This is a genomic window from Rhizobium cerradonense (genome assembly GCF_030182455.1).
GTDB lineage: Bacteria > Pseudomonadota > Alphaproteobacteria > Rhizobiales > Rhizobiaceae > Rhizobium.
The window spans coordinates 107,980-132,066 of the sequence record NZ_JAQJCK010000014.1; the positions used below are offsets into that span (position 1 = coordinate 107,980).

The 24,087-nt window shown below is 57.7% G+C and carries 23 protein-coding genes and 1 pseudogene; 14 read left to right on the plus strand and 10 right to left on the minus strand.

The window, feature by feature from the left end; all coding sequences use genetic code 11:
- Positions 1 to 378: 378 nt before the first annotated feature.
- The 4 genes from repC (PH547_RS25460) to PH547_RS25475 all read right to left on the minus strand — a co-directional run bounded on the left by repC (PH547_RS25460) (position 379) and on the right by PH547_RS25475 (position 5,023).
- On the minus strand, positions 379 to 1,689 hold the full coding sequence (gene repC / locus PH547_RS25460) for a plasmid replication protein RepC (protein ID WP_285169760.1): 1,311 nt from the start codon (positions 1,687 to 1,689) through the stop codon (positions 379 to 381).
- 386 nt (positions 1,690 to 2,075) lie between these two features.
- Positions 2,076 to 3,104 (minus strand): plasmid partitioning protein RepB, encoded by a 1,029-nt coding sequence (gene repB, locus PH547_RS25465; RefSeq protein ID WP_285169720.1) that lies wholly within the window; start codon positions 3,102 to 3,104, stop codon positions 2,076 to 2,078.
- Complete coding sequence (gene repA, locus PH547_RS25470) at positions 3,101 to 4,324, minus strand: plasmid partitioning protein RepA (protein ID WP_104827806.1); 1,224 nt, start codon at positions 4,322 to 4,324, stop codon at positions 3,101 to 3,103. Before repA ends, repB begins: the two co-directional genes overlap by 4 nt.
- A gap of 333 nt (positions 4,325 to 4,657) precedes the next feature.
- Entirely contained in the window at positions 4,658 to 5,023 is a 366-nt protein-coding gene (locus tag PH547_RS25475) for a DUF488 domain-containing protein (protein WP_260304584.1), read from the minus strand.
- Positions 5,024 to 5,225: 202 nt separating this feature from the next.
- Between PH547_RS25475 and PH547_RS25480 the strand changes: the two genes are divergently transcribed.
- Both PH547_RS25480 and PH547_RS25485 read left to right on the plus strand, forming a co-directional pair.
- Positions 5,226 to 5,375, plus strand: a complete 150-nt coding sequence (locus PH547_RS25480) for an entericidin (protein WP_104827804.1) — start codon at positions 5,226 to 5,228, stop codon at positions 5,373 to 5,375.
- Positions 5,376 to 5,509: 134 nt separating this feature from the next.
- Positions 5,510 to 6,226 (plus strand): hypothetical protein, encoded by a 717-nt coding sequence (locus PH547_RS25485; protein ID WP_104827803.1) that lies wholly within the window; start codon positions 5,510 to 5,512, stop codon positions 6,224 to 6,226.
- Here PH547_RS25485 and PH547_RS25490 read toward each other — a convergent pair.
- Positions 6,164 to 7,024 (minus strand): tetratricopeptide repeat protein, encoded by an 861-nt coding sequence (locus tag PH547_RS25490; protein ID WP_285169721.1) that lies wholly within the window; start codon positions 7,022 to 7,024, stop codon positions 6,164 to 6,166. The genes PH547_RS25485 and PH547_RS25490 overlap by 63 nt on opposite strands.
- A 220-nt stretch (positions 7,025 to 7,244) precedes the next feature.
- On the opposite strand from PH547_RS25490, the gene ftsZ reads away from it, so the two are divergent.
- Both ftsZ and PH547_RS25500 read left to right on the plus strand, forming a co-directional pair.
- Entirely contained in the window at positions 7,245 to 8,267 is a 1,023-nt protein-coding gene (gene ftsZ, locus PH547_RS25495; protein ID WP_260304581.1) for a cell division protein FtsZ, read from the plus strand.
- A gap of 122 nt (positions 8,268 to 8,389) precedes the next feature.
- On the plus strand, positions 8,390 to 8,605 hold the full coding sequence (locus PH547_RS25500) for a hypothetical protein (protein ID WP_260304580.1): 216 nt from the start codon (positions 8,390 to 8,392) through the stop codon (positions 8,603 to 8,605).
- Positions 8,606 to 8,639: 34 nt separating this feature from the next.
- On the opposite strand, the gene PH547_RS25505 is transcribed toward PH547_RS25500, so the two are convergent.
- On the minus strand, positions 8,640 to 9,230 hold the full coding sequence (locus PH547_RS25505) for an IMPACT family protein (RefSeq protein ID WP_104828001.1): 591 nt from the start codon (positions 9,228 to 9,230) through the stop codon (positions 8,640 to 8,642).
- A gap of 323 nt (positions 9,231 to 9,553) precedes the next feature.
- Positions 9,554 to 10,162: a TetR/AcrR family transcriptional regulator gene (locus PH547_RS25510; protein ID WP_283052993.1), complete on the minus strand. Its 609-nt coding sequence runs from the start codon at positions 10,160 to 10,162 to the stop codon at positions 9,554 to 9,556.
- A 110-nt stretch (positions 10,163 to 10,272) separates the two neighbouring features.
- Here PH547_RS25510 and PH547_RS25515 point away from each other — a divergent pair, with 110 nt between their 5' ends.
- The 4 genes and pseudogenes from PH547_RS25515 to repC (PH547_RS25530) form a co-directional block, all read left to right on the plus strand.
- A complete protein-coding gene (locus PH547_RS25515) occupies positions 10,273 to 10,962 on the plus strand; it encodes a PspA/IM30 family protein (RefSeq protein ID WP_285169723.1) in 690 nt (229 codons plus the stop codon).
- A 37-nt stretch (positions 10,963 to 10,999) separates the two neighbouring features.
- Positions 11,000 to 11,281: a YiaA/YiaB family inner membrane protein gene (locus tag PH547_RS25520; protein ID WP_104827797.1), complete on the plus strand. Its 282-nt coding sequence runs from the start codon at positions 11,000 to 11,002 to the stop codon at positions 11,279 to 11,281.
- 90 nt (positions 11,282 to 11,371) lie between these two features.
- Positions 11,372 to 14,767, plus strand: a complete 3,396-nt coding sequence (locus tag PH547_RS25525) for an acyl-[ACP]--phospholipid O-acyltransferase (protein ID WP_285169724.1) — start codon at positions 11,372 to 11,374, stop codon at positions 14,765 to 14,767.
- 37 nt (positions 14,768 to 14,804) lie between these two features.
- Positions 14,805 to 14,999 (plus strand): annotated as a pseudogene (repC, locus tag PH547_RS25530) (replication initiation protein RepC); the annotation flags it as partial.
- On the opposite strand, the gene PH547_RS25535 reads toward repC (PH547_RS25530), so the two are convergent.
- The 3 genes from PH547_RS25535 to PH547_RS25545 form a co-directional block, all read right to left on the minus strand.
- Positions 14,996 to 15,880 (minus strand): MBL fold metallo-hydrolase, encoded by an 885-nt coding sequence (locus PH547_RS25535; RefSeq protein ID WP_285169725.1) that lies wholly within the window; start codon positions 15,878 to 15,880, stop codon positions 14,996 to 14,998. The pseudogene repC (PH547_RS25530) and the gene PH547_RS25535 overlap by 4 nt on opposite strands.
- Positions 15,881 to 16,082: 202 nt before the next feature.
- A complete protein-coding gene (serA, locus tag PH547_RS25540) occupies positions 16,083 to 17,321 on the minus strand; it encodes a phosphoglycerate dehydrogenase (RefSeq protein ID WP_283052988.1) in 1,239 nt (412 codons plus the stop codon).
- Between the two features lie 261 nt (positions 17,322 to 17,582).
- Positions 17,583 to 18,221: a YcxB family protein gene (locus PH547_RS25545; RefSeq protein ID WP_283052987.1), complete on the minus strand. Its 639-nt coding sequence runs from the start codon at positions 18,219 to 18,221 to the stop codon at positions 17,583 to 17,585.
- A gap of 150 nt (positions 18,222 to 18,371) precedes the next feature.
- On the opposite strand from PH547_RS25545, the gene PH547_RS25550 reads away from it, so the two are divergent.
- From PH547_RS25550 to nuoK, 6 genes are all read left to right on the plus strand, one after another.
- Positions 18,372 to 18,548 (plus strand): AraC family transcriptional regulator, encoded by a 177-nt coding sequence (locus tag PH547_RS25550; protein WP_285169761.1) that lies wholly within the window; start codon positions 18,372 to 18,374, stop codon positions 18,546 to 18,548.
- A 353-nt stretch (positions 18,549 to 18,901) separates the two neighbouring features.
- Positions 18,902 to 19,984: a substrate-binding domain-containing protein gene (locus PH547_RS25555; RefSeq protein ID WP_104827782.1), complete on the plus strand. Its 1,083-nt coding sequence runs from the start codon at positions 18,902 to 18,904 to the stop codon at positions 19,982 to 19,984.
- A gap of 80 nt (positions 19,985 to 20,064) precedes the next feature.
- Entirely contained in the window at positions 20,065 to 22,320 is a 2,256-nt protein-coding gene (locus PH547_RS25560) for an ABC transporter permease (protein WP_285169726.1), read from the plus strand.
- Positions 22,313 to 23,095 carry an ATP-binding cassette domain-containing protein gene (locus PH547_RS25565; RefSeq protein ID WP_285169727.1) on the plus strand — a complete coding sequence of 261 codons (783 nt, stop codon included), beginning with the start codon at positions 22,313 to 22,315 and terminating at the stop codon, positions 23,093 to 23,095. Before PH547_RS25560 ends, PH547_RS25565 begins: the two co-directional genes overlap by 8 nt.
- A 189-nt stretch (positions 23,096 to 23,284) precedes the next feature.
- Entirely contained in the window at positions 23,285 to 23,785 is a 501-nt protein-coding gene (locus PH547_RS25570; RefSeq protein WP_283052967.1) for an NADH-quinone oxidoreductase subunit J, read from the plus strand.
- Positions 23,785 to 24,087, plus strand: coding sequence for an NADH-quinone oxidoreductase subunit NuoK (gene nuoK / locus PH547_RS25575; RefSeq protein WP_183939980.1), 303 nt, complete (start codon positions 23,785 to 23,787; stop codon positions 24,085 to 24,087). Before PH547_RS25570 ends, nuoK begins: the two co-directional genes overlap by 1 nt.

Here is a 24,087-nt window from a genome sequence, read left to right on the forward strand (position 1 = left end):
AATTCGGATCGATTTGACGAGTAGGAGGTTACTACAATAACGCCGGAACGCAAAGTGAAATAGGTGACGTGATTGATCTTTTGGTGTCCGCGTCGTCTCCAACAGGGTCCTAACGACGGTCGCCGGAAATTTTCCTCCGAGAGCTCGCAGTTGTTCACGTAAGCATCCTTCCCATGTTCAAGTTCCGGCTCTTTTCTTGAGACAAAGTGTACGGGGTCTCGGCCTCGATCATCTTTACCATGAGGTAGGCTCTCGTGTCTGGTCATGCTCAACGATACGACGCTCCGGCCAAAGCTTGAGCAAGCGTACAAACTCGAGATCGTTCGCAAGGATCTTGTTCAACACCATTTCCTCCGGTCTTGCGCAGGAGGAAATGTTTCATGCCGCATTTCGTCCTGGCAGCCTGTGTGACCGCGCCAAAGCCATCAACATTGGGCCAATAGCGAATTCACCACATTGCGCTCTTCGCGTCAGATTGCGCAGATAACCTCCTGCCGAATTGATATGCTCCGCCCTCTGCAGCATGCAGGCGATGACGGTTGCTGCATTTTCAGGTCCCATGACGTTGCAAGCGTCCTGGTAAGCGGATGGGCTGATGCCCAACATGGTACGGATGACGATTGCCGCCGTCATGAGGTCTCGCCAGCTCTCGACCTTACCGGCATGGCCGTACGATACGACTTCAGGGCAAGCCTGGATCACAAGATCAAGCGGGAAAGACTTCAGCGGCTGAACAGAAGGATTACTTGGTCTTTGGGCTATGGCCACTCGATATACGTTGCCTGTGGGTATGGGAAGGTGATGCGAACTCTCCTGCCTGTCGCACGCATCAACGGTGTCGTCCTGGGTTGCGCCTCGAGCTGGTTGCGCGCGGGAGGCTGGTTCAGATTCAAGAATGTTTTTTAAATCTGTATTCTGTATATGGCGCTCAGTTTGGGATTCGGTGGCGCTTTGTTTTTGTGTTTCTAGCTGCTTTTCCAATCGGATAAGGATTTCATCCCGCAACATCTCCAGCTCGTCGAGCACTCCGCTTAAGTCGCCGACATGCGGCGCGCGCGGGATAGCTGCCAGGATCGACTGGAATGTCTTTTGGATCATCATCCAGTCGCCCGGGGCTTGTTCCTGCAGGGCGATCTCGATCAGCTTTGCGATGTCACGGCGGCAAATCGACAGACGTTCCTTGGTGACGCGCAGTCGCTGACGATCGGCGACGATTCTCGCCGCGTGGGCAAAGATTTCATCGGCGCGGGCGATGAGAGACGCCACGCTGAAGCCGAAGGCCTCGTCGATTTCGCCTTTCCGGTCACGCCTTGCATAGCGTTTGCCGTTCGGGCTGTCTTTGCGGATCAGCAGGCCTGCCGCCACCAGAGCAGCGAGATGGCGTCTCAATGTCGCCGGAGCAATGCCATGCGCCCGCAACGACAATTGCGCATTGGACGGAAAAACCACCAGGCCGTTTTCCTCCGACAAGGCATTTTCCGGATAAAAGCTCAAGAGTGCGTTCAATACGGCAAGGGCGCGGTCGGAAATTCCGAAAACGCTTCTGGCCTCGCAGAGAGCGCGAAACAGCTTCCACTTGTCGACGGATTTCCCGGGTTCGATATCCTTGGCGTCATACTGATTTGACAACATGCCAAGCGTCATCGACCGCCGCCCAAACGGCGTCGTTATGAAATTCGAATTGTGCATATCTTCGCCTCTGATCTCAGGCAAAGCGAATACGGCCACCGAAACGACTTCGATGCATTGACAACTGATTCGGGGGGAGCTATTGATATCTTCGCTACAAGAATGCAAAGGCTCTCGAATGGTTCGCCGTTTGGGGGCCTTTTCTTTTTGCCGTCGCTTACCTTTCTCTCTTCGTTTCAATCATGGTTTCTCGGTGTTTGACCGAGCGATTTCCGCTGATTAGCGGATACCAAACAGATCGAAGGTCGCGGCAAAAGAGCAATGATATCTTCGCTACAAGAATACAAAGGCTCTCGAATGGCTCGCCGTGAGGGCTTCATCCGTTGATAAGTTTATTCCAAATCCGCGCGGGGGCGCGGCGATAAAACCCTGTCAACTGACAGGGTTTATGAATCATCCTGTTTATCTGCGGCATCGAACTTCGCGATCAGCGCCGGTATTTCGCCTTCCAGGAAGGCTGCAAATCGGACACCTCGGTCGGTCTCTGGCACAAGCTTCAGTTCTTTCTTCGAAATCTGAAGCCTCGCCAGGGATTTGCCGCGTCCATCACGAATATCTCGACCGGGCAGGCGGGCCGCAGGAGTTTTCAACATTCCCATGGCCTGACTGAACCGCTCATTCGACATCAAGCGCAAAACCCTGTCAGATGACAGGGTTTCTCTGATCGCCCTAAGTGCATCAGGTTTCGCTTTTAACGATGCGCCGAATTCGACCCATCGCGGGCGCCCAATTTTAGGCGCCCTGCCAATGGCCTCGATGACGTCGAGAGGGACGACGCGATAGACGGAACGCATACGTGCAAGCTCTGCGTCGTCGATCCCAAGCGCTGCATAAATATCTCTCGGGCGGATGCCGGCTTCGTCCATACGCCATGCAAACAGCGCCCGTTCGATCCAGCTCAAATCCTGACGCGCAGCATTCTCGATCCCCTGAACGACAACAAGATCTCGATCGGACATGTCCAAGGTCAACGCCTTGATGGGGCGCTGAAGCTCACGGGCGGCGCGCAGGCGGCGATGGCCGTAGATCACCTGATATCGGCCTGCCAACGTCGGATGAAGGCGGACCTGGATGGGGATCTTCTGCCCATCTTCCTCGATGCTCTTCTTGAACTCCGCAAAAGACTCGTCGTTGTCGTCAGGAAGCCGGTCAGGAAAGGGCGACGGATCGATCAGATCGGTGTCGATTTCGGTCGAGCCGCCGGAGCCCGCCTCCAGCATGGCAAGAAGCCGGTCGCGCTCGTCCCTGATGTCACTGATCGCCTTATGGGTCGCGCCAATGACGCCGGCGCCCACACGGACAGGCGCCGAAGCGGACACCTGCTGCTCAACGCTGTTCTTCGTATCGGCATTGATATCGGCTGCCAGCAATCCGAAGCTTGCGGCAAGCGATGATCTTTTTGGGGACTTCGTCATCGCCTCCCCCAACTGCTTTTGATCAAATCCAGGATGGCATCGTTTACGGCATCCATTGCATCGCGGGCACGGCGATGGGTATCGCGGCCGACCTGACCCATCTCCAATTCGTACAGGCTGCGCTTGGCAAGACCTGCGGCCTCGACTGCCGTGCTTTCGATCGCCGTCGGCAAGATGACGTCGTCGCCAAAAAGATGGCGAAGCATGGCCACCACCTGCGACTGCGGCTGATCGTTCGGATCGTGGCGGGTGATGAGGTAGCGGAAAAAATCCTGCTTCAACACGGCACCGCTCTCGCCCAAAACCTGGATGAGATCTCCCATCATCAACAGGAACTGGCTCATCGACGAGACGTCCAGCATTGCCGGGTGGACAGTTACAATCATCCCCGTCGAAGCGTGAATGGCGCCAAGCGTCAGGAAACCCAGGGATGGCGGAGTGTCCAAGATCACCACATCGTAACGATGTCTGACTTCGTCCAATGCGAGCTTCAGCCGTTCGAAAAACATCCCCTCGCGACTGCCCAATCGCTGCGCCAGAATGCGAGGCGTCTCATGCTCGTATTCCATAACCTCGAGATTGCTCGGAATGAGATCGATGCCATCGAAGTAGGTTCGATGGATGATCTCTTTCATCGGCCGGCGTTCGTCGTCATACCGCAAAGCGGCATAGATGGTCTCGTTGGCTTGCACGTCGATCTCGGGCTGGAAACCGAACATCGCAGAAAGCGAGGCCTGCGGGTCGAGATCGATCGCCAGAACACGATAGCCGTGGAGCGCGAGATATTGTGCAAGGTGGACGCTGGTTGTCGTCTTGGCGCTGCCGCCTTTGAAGTTTGCGACCGCGAGCACCTGAAGATGCTCCCTGCCCTGCCGATAAGGAAGAAACCGCAATGCGTCCGAAGGCTTCTGCTCGGCAAACATGGCACGCAACTGATTGATCTGCTGCAGCGTATAGGCGCGATGGTTATTCTCTAGCCGGCTAGGAACCGGGCCGCGGCCCTCATTGGACAGCAGCTTCAGGGTCGAGTCGGGAATGGAGGTCAATTTCGAGACCTCATTCGTCATGAAATATCGCAGGCTCTTTTCCGCCTTCGGCGGATACATGCGGGTTCGCAGAGCCTGGAGCTGGTTCGAAAGCATGCCAGCATGCCGGACGATCTTCGTCGCAGCATCCTCGGAAAAAGCATTCTCCTGCTCGATTTGTTCTGTTAGCGCCATCTGTCCCTCTTGGCGGCCTACACTCGTTCTATCGGCCGCCACCCGCTAACAAAGGCCATGATTCTGTGTTTTCGTCCAGCAAAATAAGGTTAGAGCAATCCTAACGCCGTTTCCCGGCTAAGCAACGAATCACGATTCTCCCTGTTTTCTCCATCGGTTAGCCGCATTGCCCGATGAAGCGCCCATCTTGATTAGCGCTTTGGCATAAAGAGAAATGGTTGCGTTCGAGCGACCGAATTCGCCTTCGAGCCTCCAAACATTATGATGAGTCGCGACTCATTTTCGTGTCGATCGCCCGCTAACATTCTTCGTTTCCTGTTTAAACCGCGCTGGTCACGAGCCCCGATCTTCCAAGGTCTTCAGAAACTCCAGAAGCACCACTGCATGGTTGTGAACCGGATCCTTCGCGCCATACAGCAGTGTCACCGGTCCATCCTCAAAATGAAGCAATGCCTGCACCGCCGGATTCGACGCCAGTTCCTGCCGGTATCTTTCCCGAAAGTCCATGAACCGCTCCGGCCTGTGATCAAACCACTTCCGGAGCTCCGGCGATGGAGCCACTTCCTTGATCCAGTCGCTCAGTTCCGCATCTTTCTTGGATAGACCGCGTGGCCACAACCGATCGACAAGCACCCTGCGACCGTCTTCGTTCGAGGGTTCGTCATATACGCGTTTCAGTTTCAGAAGCGAATGAGCCATTCCGAAAGCCCTCGCTATTTCAGAGCCTATTGCCGATTACATAGCCCGCAACCATCACACCGGCAATCCGAGATGCTGCCATCTCCATACCCTCCACGTCCGTTGAGAATCGACCCCTATGCGAGTTTCGGATCGGCCTTCCTTGAAAAGAAAAGATGCGCGGTTAAATTGAATCCATACCATTCCATGGGGAGATTTAACGATGCTCAAAGTCTCACTCGCCACTGCAATGCTGGTCCTGTTGACGCTATCGTCTTGCGCAAACACGGTAAAGGGAATGGCGAAGGATGCAAAAGAAACCGGCCAGGCGATGGATTCGAGTACGCATCGGGTGCTGAAGGCGTCGAACTAGCCTAGTTCTCTGACGCCGGCCGCAAATTGCTCTGCGGGAACGAGCGCACGGCCGTGTATCAATGCGAAGATTCCCATGATAGCGTCCCCCAACTCGTCGGTCTTGACCGGCGGACAGCACTGGAGGCGGGCGCAATGCGTATTATTTTCCGATGTGACCCGGCTTTGGCCGAATATCTGCCGCGTCCCGTCCTTGCTCGCAGTGCGCTGCCGGACTGGCTGCGCACTATGCCCAACACCGCCTATTCGGCAATTCACGGTCGCGACGTGCGCACTTTGAAGCAGTGCCCTCCCGTGGTCGATGCGATGGCGTATGGATTCACGATACTTTTGCCGTGCGATGTGCTTGTGGATAAGGGTGCCTTTTCCTGGAATTGGGATATTCCGTCGCCAGCCACCGAGCGACATCCTCGATCGCCGCTCAGTTTTCATACGCCTGGGCAATTGACCGGCAGCCCGTTTGAAATCGCCGGGCAGGCGGCGGTCAAATTCAACAGTTTCTGGACAATCCAGCTCGATGATGGCTGGTCGCTCTTTGCAACACATCCCATCAACCGTGCCGATCTTCCCTTTCGGCTTGTCACAGGCCTTGTGGATTCCGACCGGTTTACTGACGGCGGGATCAATTTCCCGGCAATTTGGACTGAACCTGAATTCTCGGGGATCCTGGCCCGCGGAACGCCGGTCGCACAGTGTTTTGCGGTTCCACGCAGCATGCCCGAACTTGTTTTTGAGGAGTTGGATGAGCAACGGCAGGAAGCGTATACGCAGACGGTTGCCACCGTGCTTTCAACACCGGGCGTCTACCGCAAGCGATTTCGGGCCAAGCGCGGTCGCTCCGCTAACCAATGATTGACGCAGAACCTCCTCGTCGAGCCACAGCCGACCGCACGGCGCCGAGGTAAGAGCCATGGCAATGACGCCAAACGTGGATGCGTCCAGCGCATAAGCCGTCGAGAAGGCCGCCATCGCCTCGTCCATTCTGCCCGCCTCTTGCAATACGACACCCAAGTTGACGGCCGCCTCCGGCGCATCTGCGTTCATTTCGAGCACACGTTGGTAAGCCTCGGCTGCGCCGTCCAGGTTCTGCAGATCGTGCCGCACGAGTGCTAACTCAAACCAAATTTTTGGATGGTCTTCGAGGGCAACGGCGCGTTCGAGCAGTTGCTCTGCTTCAACGAGGGCGCCACGTCCTCTCGCTAGCGAACTGAGCCGATTCAAAGCTTCCAGGGATGTCGGCTTGGCATTGAGAACCATGCTCCAAGCATCGCGTGCAGCCGACTTGTTGCCCATCTGGTCGAAAATTCGGGCTTTCTCGACAAAAATCTCCAGCCGGACTTCCAGGCTTGCCGCTTTCTCAAGCTGCATCAATGCCGCTTCCAGTTTATGCTCTGCTCGATAAATTTTACCGGCGAGAATGAGGGCGGGGGCGTTCCTTGGTTGAGCTGCAAGACTCGTCTCTATTTTTTCCCGAGCACCGGAAAAATCTTCTTCTGCAAACAGAATAGCTGCCAAAAGATGAGAGAGCGACGGATCCGATGGAAACTGATTTAAACCGGCTTCGCAAAGCTGCTTTGCCAGCTCACGATTGCTCTCATTGAACGCCGCTATCGCGTTCGCAATGATCGCCAAACGCTCACTTTCTTTCATGCGCAGCCATCCAGATGCTCCCGAGCGCAATACCCCGTATCGCCATGACGGAGTTATCCGCCGCCGATATCGAGCCGTCAATTGTGGAATTTCATCCGCCCGATTGCGCTCAAACGGTCGGCCTTTGCCCTGTCAACGCCTTGTTGCGCTTCTACGATGAACCGCGACTCGCTATTCGAAGCGATAAACGTGCGACCAAGATGGATGAGGGAAGTAAAACATGACGGACGCCAAGAGCGGCATTTCTGGCCTAAGGCCAAACATTACTGTCATTGGCGTAGGAGGTGGCGGCGGAAATGCGATCAATAACATGATTGCTGAAAATCTGGCGGGTGTGGACTTCATCGCGGCAAACACGGACGCCCAGGTCCTCGCGACATCGAAGGCAGCTCGCCGCATCCAGCTCGGAGCAAATGTAACCGAAGGTCTCGGTGCAGGTTCGCTGCCGGAAGTTGGCCGCGCGGCTGCCGAGGAATCGATCGATGAGATCATGGATCATCTGAGCGGTTCGCACATGTGCTTCGTCACCGCCGGAATGGGCGGCGGAACGGGGACGGGTGCGGCGCCGGTGATCGCACAAGCTGCCCGTTCGGCTGGCATCCTAACCGTCGGCGTGGTCACCAAGCCGTTTTCGTTCGAGGGCAATCGCCGCATGAAGACAGCGGAGCTCGGCATCGAGGCGCTGCAGCAGGCAGCCGATACCGTCATCGTAATTCCCAATCAGAATTTGTTTCGCATAGCCGATGCAAAGACCACTTTCGCGGATGCCTTCATGACCGCCGATCGCGTGCTTTATTCCGGCGTTGGATGCATCACCGATCTCATCGTCAAGGAAGGCCTGATCAACCTTGATTTCGCTGACGTGAAATCGGTCATGCGAGGTATGGGCCGAGCTATGATGGGCACGGGCGAAGCGACCGGGGAAAACCGTGCGATGAGAGCGGCCGAGGCGGCAATCGCGAATCCGTTGCTGAACGACGTTTCAATGAGAGGTGCGAAGGGTGTTTTAGTCTCGATCTCCGGCGGCTCGGATATGACGCTCTTTGAGGTGGACGAGGCAGCGAGCCGCATTCGCGACGAAGTGGAAGGCGATGCGGAAATCGTCATCGGTGCGATCTTCGACCGCAATCTCGACGGTAGGTTCCGCCTCTCTGTTGTGGCGACCGGATTGGATGGCCGCAGAATGCTTGAACCGATGGACGCCTTTGTTCGGGATTTGGATCCGAAGCATACGCTACAGTAGCATGCGAGATTTTCGATGGGGCGGGAGAGAATTGGACGCCGAGGTGCCGGTCGGTCGCTTCGGCAGGCGACGGTCCTGCGAGGTGATGCTAGGATCAGGGCGGCAAAGATAAGGGAACTGAGATGCGCAAGTTTAACGTTATCGTCGCGAACGAAATCGAAGCTGATACCGCCGAAGAGGCCGCCCTGCTCATGTACCAGGAGCTGACGAAAGGGCAGCCACCGCTTCATTTTTCGGTCATGGATGACTCAAACTCCACTACCAGCATAACGCTGGATCGTGAAAAGGCAGATGAATTTGCCAGCATCGACCATACCGCAGACCCCGGCAACTGGTAACGAGATAGGTTCAAGAGGAGCGATCGAATTAAGATCAGTCGTCCATACGAAGCGACGAGCGCCCGTTTGTAAGATCATTTATGAGTTGTGCGACGGCTTGGACATCCTCTTGAGGCAATTGGATTGTCGCGTCGCAACCTTCGTCGGTGAAGTGCTGTTCGACAATGCGAACCTGATCGAGCGAGGCGAGGCGTGCCTTTACGAGAGCCAGATCGCTAAACTGAATTTTCGCTTGTCCGGCGATCATCGGCGTAAAAGCGATGAGCTTCGCTGCCCGCAGGCAGGCTGCGGCGCTCCCGCCATAGGCTCGCACGAGACCTCCCGTCCCAAGCAGAACGCCGCCGAACCATCTGGAAACGACCAGAATCACACGGTCAACTGACTGCCCGTCGATTGCAGCCAATATCGGCTTTCCGGCTGTCCCGCTCGGCTCGCCATCATCCGAAAAGCGGTAGGCTTGTCCGATGCGCCAGGCCCAGCAATTGTGATTGGCCCCTGTTGCTGTGGCGACGGTCTGAAGAGCCAGTTTCGCGGTCTCCTCGGTATCGACCGGGATTGCGACGGCGCGAAACGTGCTCTTCTTGATGATCTGTTCGAAACTGCACTGCTCTTCAAGGCGAAACATCTTAATCCCAGCGATATGGAGTGCGGTGCTTGGTTCCAAATCCATCGCAGGAACCATGTGCAGCAACCATAGTTTCTCCATAAATGATGGAGGCGCAAATGTATCGCGATTTAAATGGGTTCTATGGAGGAGGAGGGAGCCCTCGGAAGCCGGAAAGAAAGCCTCCGCACTTGACGCCGGGTCAGCAGAAATTGCTGATGTGGGCGCTCGGACTTGAACTCCTGCTCCTATTTTTAGCCCCGATCGGCGGCGTCTCTGTTGTCAGCGCGTTACTGTACATAGCGCGATGATCGGGCACGCCATTCCCAATCCCCTGGCATGCTTTAGCCCTGCCTTGCCGCGGCTCCGGCCGCGACCGTCAGGATGAAGTCGTCGAGCTCCCGCTCCAGACTTTCGACCGGCAGGCCGACGAACCGCCCTTCGAGGCTGATGCTGACGACGCCGTGAACGGCGCCGAACAAGGTTCGCGCACGGATGGCGCGCGCCGTCTCCGACATGGTCGGCTGCAGTTCGGCAAGCGGCTCGGCAATGATGCCCATCAAAAACATGTGCTCTTCCAGATGCCATTCGGGGCTCGGGCGATTATCCGGCGGCCGATGGTCGAAGAGCGCCTTCCATAGATTGCGATGAGCGACCGCGAACCGCAGATAACCGCGTGCGAGGTTGCGCAGGCGGTCCGTCGGCGTGTGATCCTTGACCTCCGCCAGCGTCAGCGAGGCTTCAAGCGCCTTCAGCGTCGACGAATTGACGTGAATGACGAGATCGTCGAGATCGGCAAAGACCGTATAGAGACCTCCAAGAGCGCAGCCGACATCCTGCGTGACGTCGCGTGCCCTGAGGTTGGAAAGGCCGTCGGCCGCGATGCGATTTCGCGCCGCCTCGATCAGCCGCAACCTCAGATCCTCGCGCTTTTCCAGGGTTTTTCTCGCCATTAACCATTCCAATCCGATTTTTGAACGTCGTTCAAAATTATTCTTGAACGTCGTTCACGATTCTGGCATACATCGTTTCATGAACATCGTTCATAAACGGGAGACGACAAATGTTCAATTCAATTCTGACGCTCATCCGCGGCCGGGCCTACGATGCGGAGCAGGCGTTCATCGATCGCAATGCCGTGCCGCTGCTTGCGCAGCAGATCCGCGACGCGGCGAGCGCCATCCAGTCGGCGCGGCGAGCAGTGGCGGTTGCCATTGCGCAGAATGAGCAGGAAAAGAGCCAGCACATGGCGATCACCGCGCGCATCGCGGATCTGGAAACCCGGGCCATTGCCGCCCTGCAGAAGGGCAGTGACGAGCTTGCCCGGGAAGCGGCAGAAGCGATTGCCCAGCTCGAGGCTGAGCGCGATGCCTCCGAGAAGGCACAGGCGCAATTCATCCAGACGATCGGTAAGCTCAAGGCAACCGTCCGCGCATCGGAAGCGCGTCTGCAGCAATTGCAGCGTGGCGAGCGGCTGGCTCGTGCCACCGAACAGACACAGAAGCTTAATGCCGTTAGCGACGCCGCCGCTGGCCTGGTTACGCTCGACGAGGCCGAGGAAACGCTTGCCCGCCTCCAGGCCTATCAAAATCGCTGCGAGATCACCGCATCGGCCATGAAGGAAATGGACGCCGCGAGCCGGCCCGAAATCGCCATCGAAAAACTCGCCAGCGCCGGCTTCGGCGCACCGCTTGGCCCCTCGGCCGATGGCGTGCTCGCCCGCCTTCGCGAACGCATGAATTCAGCAGCCTGAAACCAAACACATCAAACACATAAGAGAGGATACGATCATGAACGACAGCTTCCAGAAACACTCCCAGGCTTGGGTCAGCTTTTCCTACATCTCCTTCGGCGCCGCCGCCTTCATGCTGTTCGTCGGTCTCTACATGATGCCGATCGATCTCTGGGGCAAAGGCTATCTCGCCATGGGCATCCTGATGCTGGTGCAGACGGCGGTCAACGTGACCAAGACGATCCGCGACAATGCCGAGGCTGACAGGCTGATCCGCAAGGTAGAGGATGCCCGCACGGAAAAGCTGCTGGTTAAGTTCAATCGTGACGGTCAGGACTAAACTTTATTAACGACGCCGCAGAGTTGTATCCGCGCTCAACCTTTGCGTAATAACTCTGTGGCGTCTTGTTGGCTGAATGAGGGGTACGCCATGCAAAAGCACTTAATGAGATCGAGGAAGTTCGCGCCGCTGTTTTGGACGCAGTTCCTCACCGCTTTCAACGATAATTTTCTCAAGCAGACTCTGGTTTTTGTCATTCTAGCGCAGATGGCGACGGAGGGTGCGGCGCTGGTGACGCTTGCCGGCGGCATCTTCATCGTGCCGTTTCTGCTCTTGTCGGCGATTGCCGGCGAACTCGCCGACAAATATGACAAGGCGAAGATGGCTGAGCTTCTGAAGCGATGTGAGCTTGGCGTGGCAGCGATCTCCGTCGTCGGCATCGGCTTCTCGTCCATCTGGATCCTGATGCTCGCCCTTTTCGGCTTTGGCGTCATCTCCTCGCTCTTCGGGCCGATCAAATACGGCATCCTGCCGGATCATCTGGAAAGCCGGGATCTTCCCAAGGCCAATGCCTGGATCGAGGGCGGCACTTTCATCGCCATTCTCACGGGCACCATGGTTGCGGCAGTCGCCTTCCGCGAGGGCGAGAATGTCTGGATCTTCGGCCCGATGATGATGGGGCTTTCCATCCTCTGCTGGTTTGCTGCACGCATGATCCCCTCGACCGGTTCCAAGGCGCCGGATCTGGTCGTCGACACCAATGTCGTGCGTTCCAGCTACAGGCTCGTGAACGAACTTCGCGCCGATAGCCGCATCTGGCGCGCCTCGCTGATGAACTGCTGGTTCTGGTTCGTCGGCTCCTTCATCATGTCGATGCTGCCGGTCATGGTGACCGACATCCTCGGCGGCTCGGAAATTGTCGTCCCTGCTTATCTGGCGATCTTTGCCATCTCCGTTGCCATCGGCTCGGCCATCGCCGGCTGGATGGCTGCAGGCCGCATCGTGCTGCTGCCGGCGCCCGTGGGCATGCTGATTGTTGCGCTCTTCGGTCTCGATCTCGCCTGGAACCTGTGGGGCCTTCAGTCGACCGCCCACGCCGAAACCATTCTTGCCTTCTTTGCCGGACCGAAGACCATTCGCGTTGCCATCGACCTCGCCGGCATGGCAATCGGTGGTGCCTTCCTGGCCGTTCCGACTTTCTCGGCCATGCAGAGCTGGGCACATGAGGATCGCCGCGCCCGCGTCATCGGCGCATCGAATGTCCTGTCCGCTCTCTTCATTGCCGTCGGCCTGGCGCTCGTCGCTGTCCTGCAGGCTATCGGCCTGTCTGTTCCGGTCATCATTCTCAGCATCTCCGTGCTTAACATCGCGATCGCCTGGGTCATGCTGAAAATGCTGCCGACCAACGCCTTCCGCGATCTCATCTCCATCATCTTCCGCGCCTTCATGCGGCTGGAAGTCGAAGGTCTTGAAAACATCCGCAAGGCCGGCCCGGCGCCGATCATCGCGCTCAACCATGTGAGCCTGCTCGACGGTGCTCTGGCGCTTGCCATCACCGAGGAAGAGCCTGTCTTTGCGATCGACTATGCCTTCGCCAAGAAATGGTGGGTGCGCCCGCTGCTGACCAAGTGCAAGTTCCTGCCGCTCGACCCGACGAAGCCGATGGCGACGCGCTCGCTGATCAAGGTGATCCAGGATGGCAGCCCGGTCGGCATCTTCCCCGAGGGTCGCCTGACCGTCACCGGCACGCTGATGAAGGTCTATGACGGCGCGGCCATGGTCGCAGACAAGACCGGCGCGATGATCGTGCCCGTTCGCATCGATGGTCTGGAAAAGAGCTACGCCTCCTATCTGACCTCAAGCCACGTTCGCCGCCGTCTCTTCCCCAAGGTCAAGGTGACGATCCTTGAGCCGGTCAAGCTCGACGTTCCGGCGGAACTCAAGGGCAGGAAGCGGCGCATCGCGGCCGGTGCCGCTCTCTATCAGATCATGTCGACGCTGATGTTCCGCACCGCCGACACCGACAACACGGTGCTTGGCCGCGTCATCGAAAGCGCCCATGAATATGGCGGCAAGAAGCTCGCCGTCGAAGATCCGATTGCCGGCAAGCTGTCCTATGCCAAGCTCCTGACCGGTGCTGCGGTGCTGGGCGCGAAGTTCCGGAAGATGTTCCCGAACGAGAAGACGCTCGGCGTCATGCTGCCGAACGCCAACGGCACGGCCGCGACCGTCCTCGGCGTCATGTCGGCGGGCAAGGTTCCGGCCATGCTGAATTTTACCGCCGGCGCAGCCAACATCCTGTCCGCCTGCCGTACGGCAGAGGTCAAGCATGTCCTCTGCTCACGCGCCTTCATCACCCAGGCCAAGCTCGGCCCGGTGGTCGAGGAACTCGAAAAGCACGTGACGTTCGTGTGGCTGGACGAACTGCGCACGCAGGTCACCTCGCTGGACAAGATCGTCGGTCTCGTCCGCAAGTACCGGCCGCTGGTCAAGCGCAGTGCCGACGATCCGGCTGTGATCCTCTTTACCTCCGGTTCCGAAGGTGCGCCGAAGGGCGTGGTGCTCAGCCACCGCAATATCCTCTCGAACGCAGCCCAGGCGGCCTCGCGCATCGACTTCCACCCCGGCGACAAGGTGTTCAACATTCTGCCGATGTTCCATTCCTTCGGCCTGACGGCGGGCACGATCCTGCCGCTGGTTTCGGGCGTGCCGGTGTTCTTCTATCCGTCGCCGCTGCACTACCGCATCGTGCCGGAGCTGATCTACGTCTCGAACGCCACCATCGTCTTCGGCACGGATACGTTCCTGAACGGCTATGCGCGCACCGCTCATCCTTACGACCTCCGGTCGATCCGCTACATCTTCTCGGGCGCCGAGCCGGTGAAGGCGTCGACCCGCGAGGTCTATATGGAGAAATTCGGCCTGCGTATCCTGGAAGGCTATGGCGTGACCGAGGCAGCCCCAGTGATCTCGCTGAATACGCCGATGTACAACCGCACGGGAACGGTCGGCAAGATCATGCCGGGGATGGAATGGAAGCTCGATCCGGTTCCCGGCATCGACGAGGGCGGCCGTCTTCTTATTCGCGGCGCCAATGTGATGGCCGGCTACCTGCGCGCCGACAATCCCGGCGTCCTCGAGCCGCTGCGGGAGGGCTGGCACGATACCGGCGACATCGTCACCATCGATGAGGACGGTTTCGTCAAGATCCGCGGCCGGGCCAAGCGCTTTGCCAAGATTGGCGGCGAAATGATCTCGCTTGCCGCCGTGGAGACCCTTGCCGCGCAGCTCTGGCCTGGTGCTCTCAGCGTCGTATCGGCTATACCGGACGCGAAGAAAGGCGAGCGTCTTATCCTGCTGACCGATGCGCCGGATGCGAACCGAAGCGATTTCCTGGCATTCGCCAAATCGAAGGGCGCCACGGAAATGATGGTCCCTGCCGAAGTCACCGTCGGCAAGGTGCCGGTACTCGGCTCTGGCAAGATCGATTTCGTGACGGCGCGCGCCGTGGCGATGGAAGGACTGTCGCAGTCGCAAGCGGCGTGAGTTTCGTACCTGGGCAGCAAAGCGGTCGGTGGTTAACGCCTGCAATGCGCCCGGGCCGAAAACCGCGACCGCGGTGACGAGGGCAGGGCACATCAACAATGCGGGTGGTTATTTGCGTAACTTCACCCGCAAAGCGGAACGAGGCGAGTTTTCGCTTGGACCGATGTTGATGGTGTGTTTCAGGTTCCTGCTTAATCGAGCGGATAGGCCGACAAAAGCCTATCCGCACTAAATGAACGCAAACGTGGCTTTTCGCGCTTCGACAGCCGCGCGAAGGTTCGATTTGTGGCAGTTCTCGTAGAAGACGACGGTCTCCGCCGGCATCGCAGCCGGGACGTTGACAAAATCCTGTAGTCGTAGGCCGGGTCGCTCGTTTAGAGCCGGATCAGCCAAGTGTTCATCAGCTAGTTCGGCGACGCGGTCGCGCAATGCTGCGAAGTAGGAAAGGTTTTCGTCCACGACGGATGGTGCGGAGGTTTGGCCGTGCGCGAGGACAACGTGATTTGCCTTCAAATCACGGATCCGCTGCAACGATGAGCAAAGCGCATGAAGGTCAGCCGGAGCTTTGCTCCAAACTTCCGGAATCGGCGTCTCGACTGCGTCGACGGCCAGGCAGACGCGAATCTCGGGAATCCACACAGACACATGGTCGGGAGCGTGCCCGGGCGTATGAATGAGCTCCAGCGTGAGGTCCCCGCCATGAAGCGCCATCTCCTCGCCAGCGAAGGTGATATTGGGTGCGATGATCTCGACATCATGGAACCGCGCGCTTTCCTGCATCTTGTCGCTGAGAGTTTGCCGGGATGACGGATCATGCAACCGCTCGAGTGCTTTGGCATGCGCGACGATCGGCACTCCGCCGCGGAGTGCCGCATTGCCCCAGAAATGATCCCAGTCCATATGGGAGTTGACGACAACGAGCGGTCGATCCTGCAAATGACCGCCAAGCAGTTTGAGTGCCCTCGCACAGAGGGCCGGGGTCGCCAGCGTGTCAATCAGAACATTGAATCTCTCGGTGCGGACGAAGACGCTGTCGACTTCGTCCGCTGCTCTGATAATGGCGATGCGATCGTCGAGATCGGGATAAGAACACAATTCAACGGTGATATCCATCAAGGGCAGCTTTCAGTGGTTTTCGGCATAAGGCCTGTCGAAAGATCGCAATGCCGCGCCAGAGCGCATATCACTGTTCTTCCACACCATCGGCTTTTCTTAAGTGACGGGACTCGCCCCTTGCGTGAATCTTAGCCTGATTGGGTCGCTGGCGACAAAGCTCTCTCAGAAACACCTAGAGAATGCCAATTTCCCACCGGCGTCAGTAAACCAATCGAGCTCGTATCGTCCCCGGAATCTGGCGAAGCGCGTCAAGTATGTCATCCGGCGTCTCGCCAACGTCCTCGACTTCAATGACCACGTAACCCGTTTCGCCGTAGGTCTGCAGGAACTCACCGACGATATTCAGTCCACGGGACGAAAAAATCGTATTCAGATTGTTCAGGATGCCAGGGCGATTTTCATGAACATGGATGAAACGCGTTCCATTTGGACGTGGCGGCAATTGAACCTGGGGAAAATTGACCGCGCCCAGCGTCGAGCCGACGTCGGAATACTCGACAAGCTTCCTGGAGACTTCCCTTCCAATGCGCTCCTGGGCTTCTTCGGTCGACCCGCCGATGTGCGGAGTGAGAATGACATTATCCAAGCCTTGCAGCGGCGTTTCGAAGCGCTCGCTATTTGATGCCGGCTCCTTCGGGAACACGTCCACAGCCGCACCCGCGAGATGTCCTTCTTTCAAAACCTTGGCAAGCGCTTCGAGATCCACCACGGTCCCGCGCGAATTATTGATGAAAATGGCTCCCTTTTTCATCCTGCGCAGTTCGGCTTCAGTGATCATGTTTTGCGTCGAACTGGTTTCCGGAACATGCATCGTCACATAATCCGAGATTTCGAGAAGCTCGCCGAGCGTTGCCATCGACTCTGAATTGCCGTGGCGAAGCTTATCTGAAGGATCGAAATAGCGCACGATCATGCCCATGCTTTCCGCAAGGACGCTAAGTTGCGACCCAATGTTGCCGTAGCCGACGATGCCCAGCGTTTTCCCGCGCACCTCACGACTGCCTACGGCCGATTTTTCCCACCCACCTTTGTGGGCGGATGCTGAACGCGGGAAAATCTGCCTCGTCAGCATGATGATTTCGCCGATCACAAGCTCTGCAACCGAGCGCGTATTCGAATAAGGCGCGTTGAATACGGGGATTCCGCGTCGACGCGCTGCATTCAGATCGACCTGATTTGTCCCCACGGAAAAACAACCGACGGCGATAAGCTTTTTGGCGGATCTGAAAATTTCGTCTGTCAGATGTGTGCGTGAACGAATTCCGATAATATGCGCATCGGCTATATGACTTTTGAGATCCTTGTCATCCAGAGCCTTCGGCAAATGCGTGAGATTGACGTAGCCGGACGACGAAAAGTAGTCCACGGCGCTCTGACTGATGCCCTCAAGCAGAAGTACGGAAATCCGATCGCGCGGAAGAGAAAGATGTCGGGTCATTTGAATTGCCTTCGATTGTCGCATTCGATTAAGCCGAGGTCGCTTGTCGGCCAGAGAAACGCACAGATATGGCAACATGCTTTAGCGACCATCCGGCGGACAGCGCAAGAACAAACTCAACCATATTTGGCGGCAAAGGACCACGCCCATGGTCGACGACTTTTGGGGAATCGGCTCATAACCGATCGAAGATGAGAAAGCACGTTCGGCGATGTTTTGCGAGCGAGCGCAAGTGTTGTCGCCGCCCGAGGCTGCGTTCCTTCAATCGGGAAGATTGGCCCGTCCGCCAGCGCCGAGTCTGGCGAGAACTGGCGGCGAGGCGATCGGACGCCTGGACCACTTCAAAATATAGTCGCGGAAATGCTGTCGTTCCTCTGCGGAAGCGAAAATGCGATCAGGCCAGACATGCGCCCATGTCTTGGACATCCAGAAATAAAAAGTGCCATCCTCTTCCTCGATCGCGCGGAGCGACGGCCACGGGCAGCTCAGCGTCTGACCGTTCGCTGTAAAGCGGATACCTTCCTGATCCACCCATGCCTCGACCGGTACGCCCGCGCCGCCATTTTTGACCAGCCTTCGACGATACATGGCGCGCAGCAGCCCGCGCGCCGGCTTGATCAGGACGACCGTTGCCAGAGCGCATAGAGCCACCGTCGCGGCGACTACCAAGACAAACCGCACCACGTTGCCGGAGCGCCAGCTATCGTAGCTTGTGATGAGAGCGACGAACAGCGCAATGAACGAGATGGCAAGCACGGAAGACCGCAGTGGCAGTAGCTGGCGCGTCGTGTGCTGAATCGCCAGATGATCATCCAGGGTTAGTTCAAACACCTTATGGAAACCCGGCTCACGGCTTGCCGGCCAGATTTTGGGAACCGAAGTGCGGGGAATCTCAGACATAAGATGACCTATTGCAGAGTGGAGACTTCTCTTCCTGACACACATGGCCGAGGTGGATCGTGCAATGCGGGGTAGCAGAGCCGACCATCTCTTGCTCGGATTATTTCGACAAGCCCCTGGTTAAATACGCGGGTCGAACTCATATCCACAATTGCCTTCGAGGCCGGCTTCTCAGATCTTTCTTACTTTCAGCGAACATTCCGAAGAGCGTTCGGAAATACGCCGCGGGACTACCTCTCCGGTATCGCCGAAAGGGTTCATATCGATCTGGACGCCTCCCTCAACCATGATGGATCGGGTTCAGTTAAAGTCACATTGGTCGCGTGAGGGACCAGCGAGTTGCCGGTGGCGGCATACGAACCCAAACGAGCCTTCGCGCAGCGGCGAACTCCGCTCGGATTCTTCGGCTTGGGCTCGCCCGTCAGATCATAAATCGGATCGGGGAACGCGGTCGGAACTGACCTGCCGGAATCTTCTCCAGGCTTGCCGACCTGTCGAATTCCGCGAAAAACGATCATCGGGTGTTTTTGGGGCGAACAAATTCGCCAATACGATGAGTTGACCGTTTACTTGCATCAGAATTGCGAAGAATATTAGCAAATGGGAAAAAGCCTTCGGCCCCATTCCCGATAAATTGCGCTCGAACGGCTTTTCTCCCTCGGTTCAAGGGAGGACCAATCATGAGGCGGATTTTGCTGTACACGGTATCGGCCGCGGCACTATCACTTGGCATCTCGCATGCATTTGCGCAGTCCGGCAGCGTCGAGAAGGCGGTTGGCGGCTACAATTTCGCTGAAGCCGCCAAGGAAGATCCCGGCACGAAGAATTTCCATTCGGCTGATGGTCATTTGACCTTCGCAATTGTAACGCACACAGCGGGCAACGGCTTTTTTGACCCTGTCTATGTCGGCGCGACCGTTGCCGGCAACATGATCGGGGCCAAGATATTGCTGCTGGGTTCGGAATCGCCCGTGGACGATCCCGCCCGCGAGATCGAGATCCTCAACCAGATCGTTCAAGATCCGACCATTGACGGGATTATCATGACGACGCCGCAGGTCGGCGCCTATAATGATATCGTCAAGGCTGCCGAAGCGGCTGGTATCCCAGTTGCCACAACCAACTCGTTCGATGCGAACCTCTTGGACCGGAGCAGCATAAGCCATACCGGTCAGGATGCGTCGGCGGCGGCAATCGGCGGTGAGGCGCTCGCAAAATGCGTGCTCGCAAGCGGAGCGACCAGCGGCTCGATTGTCCTGCCGTCCTCCACTGCGATGGGCAACATCGAGGTGAACAATCGCGTGACCGCCGCTTTCAACGCCATCGTCAAGACGCTGAAGGACGCCGGTAAGCTCGACGCCTTCAAGGTTGACGCGGGTCCGGAGAATGTCGGCATCGACACCAACCCGAACGATCCGGTCAACGCACTTGTTTCGCTGTTCGAGTCCCGCGGCGACGTAGTCGGCGCCTTCACAGCCAACAACGTCTTTACGCCACCGCTCGTCAAGGCAGTGGCTCAGATGGGGCGGACCGGCAAGTTCTGCAGTTTTGGTTTCGATCTCGGCCCGGCGCAGCAGGAAGGTATTGCCGCTGGAAATCTGACCGGCTCGCTGGGACAGCAACCTTTCCTGCAGGGCTTCTGGCCTGTCATGCAGCTCTATCTGCAAATTGACCGTGGCATTGCGGCCGCCAATCTCGACACGCGAGCCCAGCTCGTGACGAAGGACACGGTCGCAAAGGTTGGCAAGCGCTTCGAAAACTAAGCCGCTCGAAGCATCTGGAGAATGCGGGAGGGCACAAGCCCTCCCGCAACGCGGGTGGCAAGGATTGGTCGGTAGAAATCATGGCGCTTACTGCGACGACATCGCTGGGCCGTGCGCCACCTCAGCTCGCTGGTGGCTGGGAGGTCGGGCTGCTGATCTTCCTTGCGTTGCTCTATCTTGGCGGCACTCTCGTCAATCCGGCGTTTTTCGGATCAACCGAAGCCCTGCATGCGCTTCTCCGTGACACTTCCCGTGTGGGGATCATCGCGGTAGGAATGACGTTTGTGATCGCCAACAGGGATCTCGATCTTTCGGTCGGATCGACATATGGCTTGGTCGCTGTCGTCTTTGCCAGACTCTTTGCCCCGAACTTTCTCGATTTCAGCGTTACGACGTCGGTGATCCTCTGTGTGCTGCTGGGCACGGCCATTGGCTTGATCAACGGCGCGCTTGTTACGATCCTGAAGGTACCTGCGTTCATAGCGACATTGACAATGCTTTTCATTGGTCGTGGCTTCGTGCTCGCGTTCACGCATGGACAGGCGATCTACTATTCCGAGAAGGCGAAAGACCATCCGCTGCTCTTCCACCTGGGGGAGACGAATGCTTTGGGGTTCAACAACCAGATTGCGATCTTCTTCCTCATCGCCGCCATCGGGGCCTATGTGCTTGCCGGGACCCGCTGGGGTTACGAGACTTTCGCCACCGGGGGAAACGAACAAGCGGCAGTCTATGCTGGCATTCGCACGCGCTGGGTGCGCATTCGCGCATATCTGCTCTCGTCGCTTTGCGCCACACTTGCCGCTCTCCTGTCGGCTGCGCAGGACAAGGGCGTGACGCCTCTCTACGGCGTAAGCTGGGAGCTCACCGTCATAGCATCCGTCATTATTGGTGGTGCGTCGATCCTTGGCGGGCGCGGGCGGGTCATCGGATCGTGTCTTGGCACTGCGGTCGTCGTCCTGATCGACAAGGTCTTGCGTGAAGGCTGGCCGATCACGCGGACTGTCGTTATCGACGGTGAAAGCATTGCGGTCGGCGCCAAGTTCACGTTGCCCGCGGGTGCGGTGCTGGTTTTTCTAGGTCTGCTTCTTGTTATCGCCGTGCTTGTTGAGCCTATCCTCATTCGCCGGCAGATCGCGGGCCGGCTTTGGGCGTGGCTTCGCGGTAGGCCGCCGCCGCCCGCTTATGAAATGGGTGGCGTGGCACTTGAGGGTGTCCAGACCAAGGGAGCTATGGCGACCGATACGGCACTGTCTGCGACGGGGCTCGGCAAATTTCTTGCCCGACGCGACGCTCTCGCGATTATCCTCACAGTCGTGTTGTGGCTGACGGGCCTCGCACTAAGGCCGGATTACTGGTGGTACCTGTCCAACACCTTTGCCATCCTGCTTAACTACACGGAGCTGGCAATCATTACAGTCGGTCTCACCTACGTCATCGCAGCCGGCGACATCGATCTCTCCGTCGGTGCAGTGCTCGCCCTGGCCGGCAGCACCGCAGCCTATTTCTTGAAGGTGCTGGGTGCCGATCCGCTCACCGCAGTTACGATGGCCTTGCTGGTGGGGATGGTCGCCGGACTCGTCAACGCCGTCGTGACAATCGGCTTCAAACTCCCCGCCTTCATAGCCACGCTCGGCATGTTTTACATTGCGCGCGGCATGGCCGCCTGGTTTGTCGCGGGACAACAACTGACCGGCTGGCCAGAAGGTTACAATCTTCTTGGTCGAAAAATGAATGACGTTCTCCTCCATTTCGGCCTTACGTTGCCGCCGGGGATCATTCGCACGGTGGCTGAGGTCGTCAGCGTCCAGACGATCTGGATGTTTTTCGTCGCCATTATCGCCGGCATCGTGCTTGCCTACACACCGTTCGGGCTGAAGGTTTGTGCCGCCGGCGGCAACGTCCGTGCCGCTGCCTACGCCGGCATCAACACGAACCGGGTACGCTTCATCTCCCTTTTGCTGGCCGCGCTCTGCGCAACGATGGCCGGCATCATCAACGTCGCATACTTCCGCAGCTTCAATCCGGTCGCCGGCCAGTTCCGTGAGCTTGACGCCATAGCTTCGGTCATCATTGGCGGCGGATCAATCTTCGGCGGTTATGGCACGGTGATCGGTTCGCTGGCGGGCGCGGCTGTGATCACGCTCGTCCGGGCACTCCTTCAGCTCAACGTTCAGGGGTTCAGCATGCCGCAGCACTGGATCAATGTCTTCATCGGCGTCATCCTCATTGTCGCGGTGCTGATCGATATATGGGTGCGCCAGGCCAATATCTTCGGACGCCTGCGGGCGCGCCTCGCAAGGGGCGCGCGAACAGAGGAAGGCATCCATGGCTGACGAGATAACACTACAGCCGATTGTGGAAATGCGAGGCGTCGAAAAGGCTTTCGGAGCTGTGCAGGCGCTCCGCAAAGTCGACCTGGTGCTCTATCCCGGGGAAATTCTTGGCCTGGTCGGTGACAACTCCGCCGGCAAATCCACTCTGATGAAAATCCTGACCGGTGCCTATCAACGGGATGCGGGTGAAATCCTTGTTGCCGGTCAAGCGGTGCACTTCAAGAGCCCGCATGAGAGCCGCGATGTCGGCATTGAAATGATCTATCAGGACTTCGCGCTTTGCGGGAACATGGACGTCGGTCAAAACATCTTTCTCGGCCGTTGGCCGCTCAAGGGCCCCTTCGTCAACCGCCGGAAGATGTATGCGGAAGCCGATGGCGTGCTGAAACGGCTCAAAGTCGACGTCAACTCCGTCTATCAAAAGGTTGAGAGCCTGTCGGGCGGCCGTCAGCAATCCGTGGCGATTGCCCGGGCGATCTCGTTCGACCCGCGCGTCGTAATTCTCGACGAGCCGACCGCCAACCTCTCCGTGATGGCGACCGAACGGCTGCTCGAAACCATGCTCGAGTTGAAGAAACAAGGCGTTGCTCAGATCATCATCTCGCACCGCCTGGTCGATATTTTCGCTGTGGGTGATCGCGTTATGGTCCTCAAGCGCGGTGAATATGTCGGCGACCGCTACATCAAAAACACTGACGAGCACGAAGTCTTGGAGATAATTGTTTCCGGCACGCGGGAGACTGCGCTGACAGCCGATGAGGCAAGAAATGCCTGATCGGCCACCTTATAGACCTTCGGAGGCGTTTTCATCACATTCGGACCGGCTTGGTTGCTCCGCTAGCGACAACAATCTTGTGAAAAACCTAATACTAGGGCACAATTTGTGAATGCACCTGAAGTGCGGAGCTAACTCGAATCCGGCCATCTCGCGCCGAGTGAGAGCTCGCGTGGGAGGGTCGCGTCGATGGATCAGGGGTTCTTTCTTCTGTTCGCTACGGTGTCCGTGATCGCGGCCCTGATGGTCGTCGTGGCGCGCAATCCGGTTCACAGCGCATTGGCGCTGATGGCGTGTTTCCTGCAGGTTTCCGCAATTTTCGTCTTGCTCGGGGCGCCGTTGCTCGCGGCCATCCAGATCTTCGTCTATGTCGGCGCGATCATGGTCCTGTTCCTATTCGTGATCATGATGATTGATGTGCGCGAAGCGGTGTTGCAGCGGTTCTTACCGGGTGGCAATCTGCCGGCTCTGGTGCTGCTCGTTCTGCTTGGCGTCGAGATGCTCGTGCTGGTTCTCCGGAGCCCGCGCTTTTCGGCCACGGAGCCCGTCGTTGCGCGTGGCGGCGATGAGATTAGGCAGCTCAGCACGACACTTTTTTCCGACTATCTTCTGCCGTTTGAAGTCGCCTCTGTCATTCTGCTGGCGGCACTGATCGGGGCTATCGTTCTGGCGCGAAAGGAGTCGAGCTGATGGTTCCGCTCTGGTGGTATATTTTGCTCGCAGTGGTCCTCTTCGTGATCGGAGCAGCGGGCGTGCTGCTCAGGCGCAATATTCTGGTCGTGCTGATGTCGCTGGAACTGCTGCTCAACTCGGTCAACATCAACTTCATCGCTTTTGGACGTCAATACGACGATTTCCGCGGGCAGATCTTCGCGATCTTCGTCATCGCAATTACCGCGGCGGAGGTTGCCGTCGCCCTCGGCATCTTGGTCGCCCTTGTGAGGAACAAATCCACCCTCAAGGTCGACGACGTTACCATGATGAAAGGATAG